Source organism: Thiovibrio sp. Mzg5 (genome assembly GCF_055379285.1).
On the sequence record NZ_AP022872.1, the window covers coordinates 2,842,468 to 2,856,725 of the forward strand.

Here is a 14,258-nt window from a genome sequence, read left to right on the forward strand (position 1 = left end):
TCCGCTGGTTTGGGCGATTTCCAGGATCGCCTCGAGGAGTAGGCTATTCCTAGTTGAAGATCCCTTTGAAGGTGTTCCCCAGCTCCTCAAACGACTTCTGCAGATCCTCGACACTCTTCTTCAGATCATCACCTTGCCCGGCAGGAGCGGGGGCTGGTGCTGAACTGGGAGCGGGTGTAGGCGCAGGCGGTGGGGGCTTTTTCGCTGCCGGTTGTTCCGTCCGACTGTTTCTGAACCGCTCGGCAGCCGCGCCGATCCATTTGTCGCGCTCTTCGTCTTTTTTGTGCTCGTCAAGCTTGTCGTAAGATTTTTTGGCCAATTTGGCTGCGCTCTGCTGCTTGGGGGTGAGTTTGGTCAGAACCTCCGGTTGGTTGAGATGATCCAGGTACTTGCCGCCGACAATGGTGCCAAGATCATAGAAAAGCGATTCGTATTCGCCCTTGCCGAACTTGCACATCAGACCGGTGGCCGAGGTCAGGGCGTCAACCACATCGCCGCCGGGGAGCATCTTGGCTGTTTCGAGCAGCACATACTGCACCTCGTCCTGGGCCTCCAGCGAGCAGACCAGGCTGGTGAGCCAGTGTTCCGGGGTATCGCGGGAAACGAGGGCCAGGGCCTGCCCCTGCTGCATGCCCTCTTGGATGAATTCGCTGAAAGCATCGTTGCTATCGAGCAGGACAATGCCCCCGTTGATCTGGTAGGCATGCTTGCCGTCGCTTTTCATCACCACCGCCGGATAGAGGTGCTTGCCGAAATAGTATTGCGGCTCGCCGGGGGCTTCATTCTTGCCGACCACCAGCACACTTTCTCCGACAGGGGTCGTGACGATCTTCGTGGTGCCGACAAAGGCTTGGTCCGGCGGCGCGCCTGCGGGAGCATTGACCCAGGTGGTTTTGAGCTTGATCCCGACCTGGCGGTTGCCCCAGATTCCGGATTCCTGGGCGCTGTAGAGATACTGGCCGAGGTTGAGCTTGGGATAAAAACGGCTCTTGACCCCAAGGGTGAAGGCATGGGTGTCCAGCATGTCGCCTTTGATTGCCTGGATGCGGTCAAAGGCCAACCCAAGGCCCACATTGACGGTAACCGTTTCCCTGCGGCCCGGGGTGGAGATTCGCACCTCGTAGGCCAGTGGGGCCTTGATGCTGGCGCCGGTATAGAAAAACAGGGCTTCGGCTACCCCGTTGCTGTCGGCCTTGACCGTCAGGCGGGTGGACTTGCTGGTGCCTGCCTGCAATTGCGCCTGTTTGCCGGAGACGATTTCAAAGGTCGTGGCGGTGCCTGGTTTTGTTTTGGCCACCAGCTTGGCCGGCAGCTTGGTCGAGGCGGGGAGGTAGGCGGTGCGCCCCACTTGGGCCGAAGAGGGCGCGGGGTAGGCCTCCACCAGCAAGTCGGGGTTTTCAACGGGTGGCGCCTTTTCCTCGACCTCCACGGCTGCCACCGGCGTTTCCGCCTGTCCGCTGCGCGGCAACTTGGCGATGATCTCGTTCATGAGCCGGTCGGGTAGGGCATCAAGCAGGCCATTTTTGCATCTGACCTCGATCTTGACGTGCACGTTGCCGGCATGGAGAAAGGAGTGGATTTCATACCAATCCTCGGGCGGGACGGCCCGCTTTTTCATAAAGGCAAGGTAATGGTAGTTGCCGATCATCTTCGGCATGACATGGCTGCGGTCGTATCTGGTCGGACCCTTGATCACCAGGCCCAGCTCTTCCCGTTTGACGTTGTTTTTGATGATGTCATAGGCGTAGGTCGCCGTGGTGTTGGCGTCGATGACCTTTTCCCGCCGGTTGTAGTCGTACTCGTGCACATAGAGCTCGGCGGCGTAGCGGATGCCGCCGTAATCGAAGGCGCAGACCTGGGGCGAAAACATGGTGCCGCAGTAACCATTGGTGAGTTTGCGGTCAAGGACCTTGTATTGGACCAAGGCGGTGTTGAGCAACCCTTCCTTGTCCTTCACCTCCCAGAAAAAGTTGATGTAGCTCTTGTTGTCGGTATCGACCCGGGTGTTGGCCGGCATGCTGTCGAGGCGCAAACCCTGAAGGCTGCCGGTGTAGTCGCCGAAGGTCATTTCCTTGCCAGCCTGGGCCGGGTGTGGCATGGCCAGGGCCAGAAATCCGAACAACAGGGCTAGGCTCCGCAAGAGTAAGGTGCGCATGGTTGCCCATGAATCGGGCGTCTTTGCCTGTAAAATTTGGCTGGTTTTGCTGAAAACGTATTGGGTTGTGGTCATGGAGGTCCCCTTTGGCGGCCATGGTCTTCTTGGGTCAGGCAATATCCTCGCTACAAATCTTCAATCCGCGCTTTGCAGGCATCATATTCCGCCTTGATCAGTTTTCTGCCCAGCGCCGAGACCTTGGCGCAATAGGCGGCAATAAGGTGATCTTGCCGGCAGAGTTCCTCGATCTCCTTTTCCTGCTTGGGGGAAAGGGCCTTATGGTCATGGAGCTTCTCGGCGAAATAGAAAAACGCCAGGCCCGGCCCCACGAAGAGAACCAGGGCGGTGTTTTCCACGAGGTCGCCGTGGGATGAACCAACAAAAATCTGGAAAACAGCCAGCAGGATGCCGCAGAACACCAGGGCCAGGAGATACGGGATGATGCGCAGATATTTTCTCTTGATCTCTACGACATCGGTCGGTGGATCTTGGGTGATATTGATGTACATGTTTCCCTTTAATCTCAGGTTGGGTATCGCTTGATTAAGATGATAATTCCGTCGCAGAAAACATCAGGGTGCTGGGGGGCCACCGAACAAAGAAAACAACAGCACCAGGATCGCGGTCTGGATAATCCAGCCGATGGCGCAAACTGCCACGGCCCGCCAGGTGGCGGTGTAATCAAGGGCCTGCCTGACCGCAATCACCATGGAGATCAGCATCCAGACGGAGGCTACGACGAAAACCACCGTGCCCAACCCTGGGATGATCCCCAATACGCGAATCAGGCCGGGAGAACTGGAAAAGCCGGTGGTGCGCAGCAATTGGCCGAGATCGGCTTCGGTTTGCGGTTCCGGCAGGAATTTGGTGCCGATGAAGTAGGTGAGATAGGCCCAGATGTACCAGCCGCCCAGGGCGGCAAGGGTGCCGAGCAGAATCCCGCCAAATCCCATGGTGGTGATACTGCCCACCCCTGCGGCAAGACTGGAGAGAACCACAACCCCCATGGCCTGTTGCATGGTGCTTTTGTCCGCCTCCACCTCTTCATAGAGATGGGCATCCAATTTTGCCGCGCGAAGCATCCGGTCCATAAAAGCGTTCATGGTAACTCCTTTATTTTGTTAACTATTCAGACGGAAATGATGGCGTTAAGTCCGCCGCCGTCTCCGCGTCCCGCCCCTTTCTATAACCTATAAGTCAGACAGGGGCATTAAGGCAAGGCAATCCTTGACTCCTGGACCCCGGACAGGGTATTCACCGACATTCATTCGTGGATTTTTACCCTTTGGAGTTCTTCGCCAATGCCTGAGAAACACCATAACGCCAAACTGCCCTGGGCGCCAGGGAGCCAGCCCTTGATGCTGGCCCCGATGCAGGGCCTTACCAACCGGGCCTTGCGTTCCCTGTTCATCGAGCGGGTCCGCCCCGATGTGGTCTTTACCGAATTTGTCCGGGTCAAGGCGAGCGCCAAAAAAAATATCACCGAGAACGACCGGCAGGAGGTGATCAGCACGGTTGGCGGGGTGCCGCTGGTGGTGCAACTCATCGGCACCGACACCGAGGCCCTGGTGGCCGCGGCCAACACCGTGCAGGAGCTGGGGGCCGAACATCTCAATATCAACCTCGGCTGCCCCTATGGCCGGATGACCAGCCAGACCGCGGGCGGCGCTCTGTTGCGCGAGCCGCTGGCCCTGGCGCGGATGCTTGAGCGGTTGCGCCGGGAGATTCGGGGCAGTTTTTCCGTTAAGGTGCGTTCCGGCTTTGATGATCCTGCCCAAATCTTTTCCCTGCTGACCCTGTTTGCCGAGAGCGGCATTGATTTTCTCGTGGTCCACCCGCGCACCGTGAAGCAGATGTACACCGGTCCGGCGGACCACGGAATCACCGGTGAGGTGGTGCGGCAGACTGCCTTGCCGGTGATCGCCAACGGGGATATCTTCAGCGCGGCCATTGGCCAACGGGTTTTGGTCGATACCGGAGCGGTCGGATTGATGCTGGGCCGGGGCGCCATTGCCGATCCCCTGCTGTTTGAACGGCTGCGGGGCAGATGCCCCAGCGAATCGACCCCGGACGCCAAGGTTGCCGAGCTGCGCGACTATCTGCAGGAGCTGCTGGGTCGTTACCAGGCCCTTTTCTGCGGCGAGCACCAGATCCTCTGCAAGATGAAGGAGGTGCTCTGCCATGTCCACGATCCCGAGGTGGTGCCCCTGGCGCGGCAGCTCAAGCGGAGCAAAAGCCTTAACCAGTTTGGGGAGCTGCTTACCGCATCATGAAGAGGTTGCGTCGGGCTGCCTCCAAGATGGCGGCCACGGCCGGATGCTTGATGATCCGTTCCACCGAGATGGCGTAGTAACGTTCCTTCACCGCCTGGGTCCGGCCAATCACCTGCACCTTGTGCTGGCGCAGTACCTCGGCTTCAATGACCGTGGGCGCCACAAAGACGCCATCGCCTTCCTGGCCGAAGACATTGAGCAGGGCGCTGTCGTCGAATTCCCCGGCAATGGCGGGCCGGATACCGAGGGTGGCAAACCACCGCTCCAACCCGCCCCTGAGCGCGGTCATCTCCATGGGCAGCAGCATGGGCGCTTCGTGGAGTGAGTGGGGGAATTTTCCCCGCAGCGCTCCGGCCAGCCTCTCCACCGCAAAAAAAGTGATGCCGCACTCGCCGAGCAGATGGCTGTACGCCTTGACGCTCAACCCCGCCCGCAAGGGCGCATCGCTCAGCACCACATCCAGGCTGTGCATGGCCAGTTCCGCCAGCAGGGCATCCTCCTTGTCTTCCAGGCACACCAATTTCACCCGTTCCGGCAGTTGCAGGGCCGGTTCCAGCAATCGGCGGACAATGAGTTTCGGCAGTACATCCACCACCCCCGCCTTGAGGGACAAGGGGCCGGCCACCGGCCTGCCCCGGATGGTGTCCATCATCTCCCTCCCCAGGGAGAAAATCTCGTCGGCATAGCGGAACACCAGACGGCCCAGATCGGTGGGCTCCAGGTTGCGGCCCGCCCGCTGAAAGAGCTTGCCGCCCAGGGTCTCTTCCAGCCGGCTCAGCTGGGCGCTCACCGTGGAGGGGGCCAGGCTGAGTCGGACGCTGGCTGCGGTCAGGCTGCCTTCGCGCATCACGGTCCAGAAATAGAAAAGGTGGTGGTAGTTGAGCCATTCCATGGGGAGCCTCGTTTCGTTTATTCCGAACTATTGTAAGCATATTTTCTAATTGTTCAAACTATATTCCTGCGGTATCGTCTTGGGCATGGAAGTGAATCAGATCGGTCGGCGCATCAGCCGAACCGCATCAATACAGAGGAGACGGCCATGGAAGATGTGAATTTGATCGCCAGGCACTGGCACCACCTGCCCATCGACGAGGTGGCGGAGCTGCTGGAATCGGACCGGGAACAAGGGCTTGACCGGTTCGCGGTGGAGCACCGGTTGGAGGCGTACGGGCCCAATGCCATCACCGCCCAAAAAGGGCAGGGAAGGCTGATCCGTTTCCTGCTCCAGTTCCATCAGCCCCTGATCTATATCCTGATCGCGTCCGGCCTGATCACCTCTTTCTTGCAGGAGTGGGTGGATTCCGGGGTCATCTTTTTGGTGGTGCTGGTCAACGCCGTTATCGGCTACCTCCAGGAGGCCAAGGCGGTCAACGCCCTGGCCGCCCTGGCCCGAACCATGACCACCGAGGCCACGGTCTTGCGGCAGGGGGAGAAGCGGCGTCTTCCGGCCACGGAACTGGTGGTCGGCGATATCGTTTTTCTGCAAAGCGGCGACAAGGTTCCCGCTGACCTGCGGCTTTTCCAGGTGCGTGACCTGCAGATCGCCGAAGCAGCCCTCACCGGAGAGTCGGCGCCCGTGGCCAAGGACCACGGCCAGCACAGCCGCGAGACTGCCCTGGCCGACCGGCGGAACATGGCCTACGCCTCGACCCTGGTCACCTACGGACAGGGCACCGGCATGGTCACCGCCACCGGGGATGCAACCGAGGTGGGGCGCATCTCCCAGCTGATCTCGGCGGCCAAGGAGCTGGAGACCCCGCTCACCCGCAAGATCAGCGAGTTCAGCAATGTTCTGCTCTACGTGATTCTGGGGTTGGCCGCGCTCACCATTGTGGTCGGGCTTCTCCGGGGTCAGACTTTTGTCGATATGTTCATGGCGGCAGTGGCCCTGGCTGTGGGCGCCATCCCCGAAGGTCTGCCTGCGGCGGTAACCATCACCCTGGCCATCGGTGTTTCGCGCATGGCCAAAAAACGGGCTATTATCCGGAAACTGCCTGCGGTGGAGACCCTGGGCTCCACCACGGTGATCTGCACCGACAAAACCGGCACCCTCACCGAAAATCAGATGACCGTGCAGGAGATCGTGGCCGACGGGTTGTCGTACACGGTGACCGGCACCGGCTATAGCCCCATGCAGGGCAGGATCGAGGGGCCGGAAGCGGCTTCCGGCAGCACCGCCAGCACATCTGCGGCGTTGCTGGAATGCCTGCGGGCCGGGCTTCTTTGCAACGACAGCCAGCTTATCGAAGAGAAAGGGGTCTGGCAGGTGCATGGCGATCCCACCGAGGGGGCGCTGCTGACCTCGGCCCGCAAAGGCGGCCTCGGCCCGGAAACCGTGGCCGCAAGCCCCCGCTTGGATACGGTGCCCTTTGAATCGGAACACCAGTACATGGCCAGTCTGCACGAGGCCGGGCCCGGCGCGGCGACCCGGCGGGTCTATCTCAAGGGCGCGGTGGAGGCGGTTCTGGCCAGATGCGCAAGCCAGCTTGACGGACTGGGCAATGCGGTCCCCCTGCGTACCGCCGAAATCCAGGGGGCGGTGGAGGCTATGGCCGCCAAGGGCTTAAGGGTATTGGCCATGGCTGGCAAGAAGGTGGACGCGGAAATCTCGGAGATTCACCATGCGGATCTGACCGATGGCCTGATCTTTCTCGGGTTGCAGGGGATGATCGATCCGCCGCGGCCGGAAGCGGTGGCTGCGGTCAAGATTTGCCAGGCCGCGGGTATCCGGGTCAAGATGATCACCGGGGATCATCCCCTTACCGCCGCAGCCATTGCCAGCCAGGTTGGGCTTTGCGTTTCGGCCTCGATCCAGGCTATCCCGGTGCTCACCGGGCCGGAGTTGGAAAAACTCTCGGACAGCGAACTCATCGCCAGGGCTGAAGACACCGCGGTCTTTGCCAGGGTGAGTCCGGAGCAAAAGCTCCGGTTGGTGGAGGCGCTCCAGGCCAGGGGCCAGGTGGTGGCCATGACCGGCGATGGGGTCAACGACGCTCCGGCCCTGAAACGGGCGGATATCGGGGTGGCCATGGGCATCACCGGCACCGAGGTGGCCAAGGAAGCGGCGGACATGGTCCTCACCGATGACAATTTCAGCTCCATTGAGGCGGCGGTGGAGGAGGGGCGGGGCGTGTTCGACAACCTGGTCAAGTTCATTGCCTGGGCCCTGCCCACCAACCTTGGCGAAGGGTTGGTCATCCTCACCGCCGTTTTTCTCGGGGTCACCCTGCCCATCCTGCCGGTGCAGATCCTCTGGATCAACATGACCACCGCCGGCATCCTCGGCCTGGCCCTCGCCTTTGAACCCAAGGGAAAGGGCATCATGCTGCGGCCGCCAAGGGAACCGAACTCGCCGATCCTGAGCAGGAGCGTAATCTTCCGGATTACCCTGGTGAGCTTCCTGATGCTGGGCACCGCCTTCTGGCTCTTTGCCTGGGAACTCTCCGACGGCGCCACCCTTGCCGAGGCGCGCACCGCCGCAGTCAATGCCTTTGTCATGGTCGAGCTGTTCTACCTGTTCAACTGCCGTTCCCTGGAAAAATCCGTTTTCCGGCTCGGCTTTTTCTCAAACCTCTGGGTGCTTGGCGGGGTGGTCGCCATGTTCCTGCTGCAGGTTGCCTACACCCATCTGCCGGTGATGAACCGCTTGTTTCAGAGCGCGCCGGTTACTCTTGCCGTTTGGGGTCGGACCGTGGTGGCCGGGGTGGTGGTTTTTGTGATTGTCGAAATTGAAAAGAGTCTGTGGAACAAAAAGACAAGGGTTCGTGTCTGATGGCTTATTACTCCAAAACAACAAAAGGAATCTAACGATGAAACATGTTCGAACGATCACCACCCTGCTGCTTCTCTCGGTCATGGGGTTGAGCGGTTGTGATCAGGTTAAGGATCTGGCAACCCAGGCGGCGGAAAAAGCGAAGCAGGACGTTGTCGCGGAGATTAGCAAGGCCGTCAACGGTGGTGGGGATCAGGCTCAAAAGGAAGATGGTCCGTCGAGCAAAGAGACGGAGAAAGAAGAAGACGGAAAAAAATAACACCACGGAGAGAGACCATGAAATGTCCGGTATGCACGCAGGTGAACTTGGTTATGGCTGAACGTCAGGGAGTGGAGATCGATTATTGCCCGGAATGCCGCGGGGTGTGGCTGGATCGGGGGGAGTTGGATAAGATCATCGAGCGTTCAGGCCTCCAGGCCCAACCCCCGCGCCAGGAAGAACGCGGGGCACGGCAATCGTTCCAGGAGCACCATGGTCACGACGATTATAAAAAGAAAAAGCATAAGGGGTTGCTGGGTGAGCTGTTTGATTTCTAACCTGCAGCTCGAAAGGACTTCAGCGGCAGGAATTCTCCCCGTCCTGCCGTAATTTCAGATACAACTCCCTCCCCACCCAGGCGTCGGTGGCGGCATACTGGATCTGGGCCGGGGCCAGGACATCCTTGGCCCAGTTCGAGGTCTGCGCCCCCTTGGCGATGCGAAAGCCCAGGAGCACCGCAGCCAGCCCCCGCAGGCCGTGGTTTTTTATCTCGGCCTTCTTGGCGAGATGGCCAAGATCCACAAAGCCGGCTGGCTTGAACTGGGCCAGCTTGTGCAGCTCCTGGAGATCATAGGCCAGCGATACCCCTGCCTTGACCACCTTGGGGTCGGCCAGGATTTCCCGCAAGGGAGCGGGCAGGCCGAGTGGTTTCAACTGAAAGAGATAGACCTCTTTTTCCCCGGCCAGTTGCAGGAGCGAGGGCAGGTAGCTTTCCCCCTTGTGGTAGGCGGGCCGGGTTTCCGTGTCAAAGCCGAGGATGCTCTCTTCCGCCAGGGCCCGGACCGCGTGGGCCAACCCCTCTGGGGTGCGGACCACGTGGACCACCCCCTCCCATCGGCATATGGGGCAGGTATTGATTTCTTCCTTGGTCATCCGCTGGGCAAAGCCAGGGCGAGGGTCGATGGTGTGCATGGAGTCTATATACGGGAACCATTGCTGGTTTGGAAGGATTTTTTCCTTCGCCGGCAAAGCTTTCCCACCTTGCAGGCAGCTAGCTTTTCCGTGGTGATTGGCGTATGATTTATAGTATGAAATATCTTCAACCTCCGGCGAACCGCTCCCGGCTGAATAATAAACCGGCACCTGGAGAGTCCTGGCGTGTTCGGGTGCTCCGTGGGTGCGGTGACTGAAAATGACGGATAACCCTCGCCAGTCAAAAAGCCCACCCTCTGCCGCCAACACGGATTCCTTCGTCTTTCTGGATGCGCGCGGGAAACGCTGGCCCAGGCTCCGACTCATCCTGTTTGTCGCGGGACTTCTTTTCTTTATCGGGGTGATCCTCTTCACGCAGACCCTGTTTCTTCCCTCGCAGCTTACCCTTCCGCCTGGGGTGCAGCAACTCAAGTCCCGACTCAAGACCCTTCAGAAAAAGGAACACCAGGCCAGACAGCTGGCGCCCAGGCCGTTGTGGCTGAATTTTGCCAAGGGCACTAGCGGCGGTGCGGCGATTTTTCCCTTCATTGCCAATCAATCTGGCGTTGTCTCTTTCTTGAAAAAAGCGCCGAGACCGGAACCCACCTTTGTTCAGGAGATTCGGCTGGGTTTTTATGAAAGTTGGGACCCAGGCAGCTTTGATTCTCTCAAGGCCAACGCCGATAACTTGACCCATCTCTGCCCGGATTGGCTCACCGTTGAGGATGGTCGAGGCGGACTCAAGGTCGTAACGGAGCAGAAGGTGCTTGAGCTGGTGAAGGATCGAGGCCTCGTTCTTCTGCCGCTTCTTCGCAACATGGGCGGGGAAGGGGCCTGGCTGCCCGAGGCGGTTGAAGGATTGGTCAACGGGCCGGCTACGCGGCAGGATCAATTTATTACCGACCTCAAGGGGCGCTTGAAGGGTATGGGTGCGGGCGGGGTCGTCATCGACTGGGAACAGGTTGATCCTTCCTATCGAGGCGCCATGACCGCCTTACTGAAAAGGATTGCTTCGGCGCTCCATGCCGAGGGAATGGAATTGTGGCTCTGCGTGCCCATGGGCAGGGAGCTGAAGGTTCTTGATCTGGACACCCTTGCCGAACATGTCGACCACTTCGTCGCCATGCTCCATGATGAGAATTCCGAATCCGACCCGCCCGGCCCGATTGCCTCAGCAGAATGGTTCAATGGCTGGCTCGATACCATTATTGAATACGGGGAACCGGCACAGTGGGTGTTGGCCCTCGGCTCCTATGGTTATGATTGGACCGAGGGAGAAAAGGAGGCGGAGACCATCCGTTTTCAGGACGTGATGAGCCGGGCAGGCCACTCTTCGCTCAGCGCCTGCGAGTTCGACGCCCCGACCTATAATCCGCATTTTGACTATGAGGATTCAGGCGCACCCCATACCCTCTGGTTTCTGGACGCGGTTACCTTCTTGAACCAGCTCAAGGCCGGAAGAGCGCAGCATGTCGGGGGCGTTGCCATCTCGCGGCTTGGCACGGAGGACCCTGGCGTCTGGGATGTCCTGAAGCTGGATACCGCCAAGCCCTTTACCCGGGCAAATCTTGCCTCCCTGGAGACCATTCGGCCCGGGGCAACGATAGCCCATATCGGCAGGGGAAATTTCATCACCATGGCGGATGAACGCGCCGACGGGGCGCGGCGGCTTGTGCTTGAGAGAAATGCTGATCCCGAGCCCCAGATGATTGCCCGCTATGAGCAATTCCCCAGCTACCTCACCATCGTGCATCAGGGCCGGGGGGCAAAGGATTCTGCCGTCATCACCTTTGATGACGGACCTGATCCCAAGTGGACCCCGAAGATCCTCGATATTCTTAAAGCCAAGGGGGTGAGCGCCACTTTTTTTCTGGTTGGCTCGAACATGGAGAAATATCCCAACCTTGTCCGGCGCATTGTCCGCGAGGGGCACACGGTGGGAGTTCACACCTATACCCACCCGAATATCGCCCTGGTCTCCGAGGAGCGGGCCTACCTGGAATTCAATGCGACCCAGCGGTTGATCGAGGCCATAACCAATCATTCCACCATTCTTTTTCGGCCGCCCTATAACGCCGACACCAACCCCCATGACCCGGAAGAGCTGGTTCCCATCAAGCTTGCCCAGAAACTGGGGTACATCACGGTGACCGAGGATATCGACCCGGAAGATTGGTCACAGCCGGGAGTTGCGGCCATGGTTGAGAATGTCAAAAGGGGCCGTCAGCAGGGCGGGAATATCGTTCTGCTCCATGATGCGGGCGGGGACCGGAGCCAGACCATTGAGGCGCTGCCCAGGATCATCGATTACCTGCAGGCCAGGGGGGACAACATTATTAGCCTCTCCGCCATGCTTGGGATTCCGCTGGAGCAGCTGATGCCGCCGGTTCTCAAGAGTCAGCGGTCCATGACCAGGGTGGTGAGCGAAAGCGGCTTCAAGGCCATCCATGCGGTGGCGCAATTTTTCTGGGCCTTTATGATCGTGGCGACCGCCCTGGTTGTGGTCAGGACCTTGAGCGTGGCCTGGCTGGCAATCCGGAGCCGAAGGATTGGCGAGGCCGGGCTGCCGCCCTACCCCCCGGCCCCTGGCGTATGGCCGCCTGTAAGCATCCTGATCGCCGCCTATAACGAGGAAAAGGTTATCGGCCAAACACTGCGGGCGCTCTTGCACAGCAGCTACCCGGGCGAAATCGAGGTGGTGGTGGTCGATGACGGCTCACAGGACAAAACTGCCGAGATCGTGGCCGGGATGGCGCACAGCGAGGACCGCCTCCATCTGCTCAGGCAAATCAACCTTGGCAAGGCCACAGCCTTGAAGACCGGCTTTGACGCGGTCAGCCACGAAATTGTGGTCAGTCTGGATGCCGACACCCAATTTACCCCCGACACCATTGCCGAGCTTGTCCGGCCCTTTGCCGATCCTCAAGTGGCTGCGGTTTCGGGGCGGGCAAGGGTTGGCAATGCCAAAACGCTGGTGGCCCGGTTCCAGTCCCTTGAATATACCTGCGGCTTTAATCTGGATCGGAGGGCCTATCACCTACTCAACTGCATCACAGTGGTGCCCGGGGCGGTCAGCGCTTTTAAAAAGAGCGAGGTCTTCGCGGCGGGCGGGATCAGTACCGATACCCTGGCGGAGGATACCGACCTTACCTTGAGCCTGCACAAGCGGGGGCTTAAAATCTGCTATGCCCCCAAGGCCGTGGCCTGGACCGAGGCGCCGGAAACCATACGGGCCTTTGCCAAGCAGCGGTTCCGCTGGGCTTTCGGCACCTTGCAGTGTCTTTGGAAACACCGGGAGATGCTTTTTAATGGAAAATACAGGGCCCTGGGCTGGTTCAGTCTGCCAAGCGCCTGGTTTTTCAATATCCTGCTGGTGGCGCTCGGGCCGATCATCGATGCTATTCTGCTTTTGTCGCTGCTGCTGAGCCCGGCCAACAGTATTCTCTATGTTTATTTTTTAGTCTTTCTCGGGGCCGACCTGCTGCTGGCTGCAGTTGCCTGCCTTATTGAAAGGGAGCCTTTGTCCCAGATCTGGCTGGTCCTGCCCATGCGGTTTATCTACCGGCCCGTGCTCAGTTATGCGGTGATAAAGGCCATTGTCAAAGCGAGCAAAGGGGTGTTGGTCGGTTGGGGCAAACTCGACCGTACCGCCTCGGTCACATACAACGCTTGAGGAAAAGGCAGGAACCATGAAGCCAATGTTTACGAGAGATTCAATCGTCGGAGAAAAAACAGTTCTCGGCTGTGTCGCTGTTGTGCTCTGCTGTCTGGCGCTGTGCGCTGGCTGCCGGCACGAGGAGGCTGCCCGGGCCAAGGACCAAGGCCCGCAAGAACTTGTGATGCCCGGCAAGGGGGCCTACACCGGGGCGTATGTGGATTTCGGCGAGGGTGAGGACAATGTCACCTTTGATGCCATAACGGCCTTTGAGAAGCTGACCGGCAAGCATCTTGCCGTGGTGGCCTTTGGCAATTTTTGGGGTGAACAGGCCTTTCCTACAAAAACGGTGCGCATCGTTTCGGGCTATGGGGCGATTCCGCTGATCTACTGGTCGCCCTGGGACAGGCCCTACGCGGAAGACCACGGGCCGGATCGCTTCAATTTGCCCGATATCCTGGCGGGCAAGTGGGATGTCTATATCGACCAATGGGCGGATGCGGCCCGGAACTACGGGAAACCCATGCTGGTGGCCTGGGGGGTTGAGATGAACGGTACCTGGTTTCCCTGGTCAGGCGTCTACTATGGCGGTGGCAAGATTATCGGCCATAAAGACGGACAGCCCCTCTATGCCGGGCCGGAGTTGGTAAAGCAGGCTTACCGGTATGTGGTTGACCGGGTAAGGGCGCGAAAGGCGGACAATATCCTCTGGGGTTTTCAGGCCAACCATTACACCATGCCCCATGCCCCCTGGAACATGATGGCCAATTACTACCCTGGGCCGGGCTATGTGGACTGGCTCGGCTTGAGCGTTTACGGAAAGATGCTCCATTCGGAGGACTGGAATTCCTTTGATCAAGTGATGGCCGCGCCCTATCAGGAAATCTGCCGGTTGGACCTGCAAAAGCCTGTAATCCTGGCAGAATGGGGCGTGGGTGAGTTTCCCCCGGCCAACAAGGCCGAGTTCATTGCCAAGGCCTTTGCTGAGTTACCGACGAAATACCCCAGGGTCAAGGCCGCGGTTTATTGGCATGAACGCTGGGAAAATACGGACGGGAGCTACAGCAATCTCCGGGTCAATTCTTCTCCCGAGGCCCTTGACGCCTACCGAGGCGGGGTGGCTGCCCCGTACTGGCTCGACCGTCCGCAATTTCGCTTGCGGCAGAAACCTCCGGCCTCCCCCTGATGGGCGTTGAATATCCAGCCACCACAAGGTCTGGCCTCCTATATTT

Annotated in this window: 11 protein-coding genes; 6 read left to right on the forward strand and 5 right to left on the reverse strand. The window is 59.5% G+C overall.

The genetic code is table 11. The features are described from left to right. Positions 1–49: 49 nt before the first annotated feature. From ACZ46D_RS13195 to ACZ46D_RS13205, 3 genes are all read right to left on the reverse strand, one after another. A complete protein-coding gene (locus ACZ46D_RS13195; protein ID WP_464927903.1) occupies positions 50–2,230 on the reverse strand; it encodes a hypothetical protein in 2,181 nt (726 codons plus the stop codon). A gap of 50 nt (positions 2,231–2,280) precedes the next feature. Next, a complete protein-coding gene (locus tag ACZ46D_RS13200) occupies positions 2,281–2,664 on the reverse strand; it encodes a hypothetical protein (RefSeq protein ID WP_464927904.1) in 384 nt (127 codons plus the stop codon). A gap of 63 nt (positions 2,665–2,727) precedes the next feature. Then, positions 2,728–3,258: a YIP1 family protein gene (locus ACZ46D_RS13205; protein ID WP_464927905.1), complete on the reverse strand. Its 531-nt coding sequence runs from the start codon at positions 3,256–3,258 to the stop codon at positions 2,728–2,730. Positions 3,259–3,456: 198 nt separating this feature from the next. On the opposite strand from ACZ46D_RS13205, the gene ACZ46D_RS13210 reads away from it, so the two are divergent. Then, positions 3,457–4,428, forward strand: coding sequence for a tRNA dihydrouridine synthase (locus ACZ46D_RS13210; protein ID WP_464927906.1), 972 nt, complete (start codon positions 3,457–3,459; stop codon positions 4,426–4,428). Here the strand turns inward: ACZ46D_RS13210 and nhaR are convergent. After that, positions 4,415–5,320 (reverse strand): transcriptional activator NhaR, encoded by a 906-nt coding sequence (gene nhaR / locus ACZ46D_RS13215; protein WP_464927907.1) that lies wholly within the window; start codon positions 5,318–5,320, stop codon positions 4,415–4,417. The genes ACZ46D_RS13210 and nhaR overlap by 14 nt on opposite strands. 147 nt (positions 5,321–5,467) lie before the next feature. Between nhaR and ACZ46D_RS13220 the strand changes: the two genes are divergently transcribed. Genes ACZ46D_RS13220 through ACZ46D_RS13230 form a run of 3 tightly spaced genes read left to right on the forward strand, consistent with a single transcriptional unit; the run spans position 5,468 to position 8,737 of the window. After that, positions 5,468–8,200: a cation-transporting P-type ATPase gene (locus ACZ46D_RS13220; protein WP_464927908.1), complete on the forward strand. Its 2,733-nt coding sequence runs from the start codon at positions 5,468–5,470 to the stop codon at positions 8,198–8,200. 37 nt (positions 8,201–8,237) lie between these two features. Then, complete coding sequence (locus ACZ46D_RS13225) at positions 8,238–8,459, forward strand: hypothetical protein (RefSeq protein WP_464927909.1); 222 nt, start codon at positions 8,238–8,240, stop codon at positions 8,457–8,459. A gap of 17 nt (positions 8,460–8,476) precedes the next feature. Continuing rightward, positions 8,477–8,737 (forward strand): TFIIB-type zinc ribbon-containing protein, encoded by a 261-nt coding sequence (locus ACZ46D_RS13230; RefSeq protein ID WP_464927910.1) that lies wholly within the window; start codon positions 8,477–8,479, stop codon positions 8,735–8,737. 19 nt (positions 8,738–8,756) lie between these two features. Here ACZ46D_RS13230 and ACZ46D_RS13235 read toward each other — a convergent pair whose 3' ends face one another. Beyond that, on the reverse strand, positions 8,757–9,371 hold the full coding sequence (locus ACZ46D_RS13235; RefSeq protein ID WP_464927911.1) for a 3'-5' exonuclease: 615 nt from the start codon (positions 9,369–9,371) through the stop codon (positions 8,757–8,759). A gap of 220 nt (positions 9,372–9,591) precedes the next feature. Between ACZ46D_RS13235 and ACZ46D_RS13240 the strand changes: the two genes are divergently transcribed. After that, positions 9,592–13,044 (forward strand): glycosyltransferase, encoded by a 3,453-nt coding sequence (locus ACZ46D_RS13240; RefSeq protein ID WP_464927912.1) that lies wholly within the window; start codon positions 9,592–9,594, stop codon positions 13,042–13,044. Between the two features lie 25 nt (positions 13,045–13,069). Further along, positions 13,070–14,212: a glycoside hydrolase family 26 protein gene (locus tag ACZ46D_RS13245; protein WP_464927913.1), complete on the forward strand. Its 1,143-nt coding sequence runs from the start codon at positions 13,070–13,072 to the stop codon at positions 14,210–14,212. Positions 14,213–14,258 lie beyond the last annotated feature (46 nt).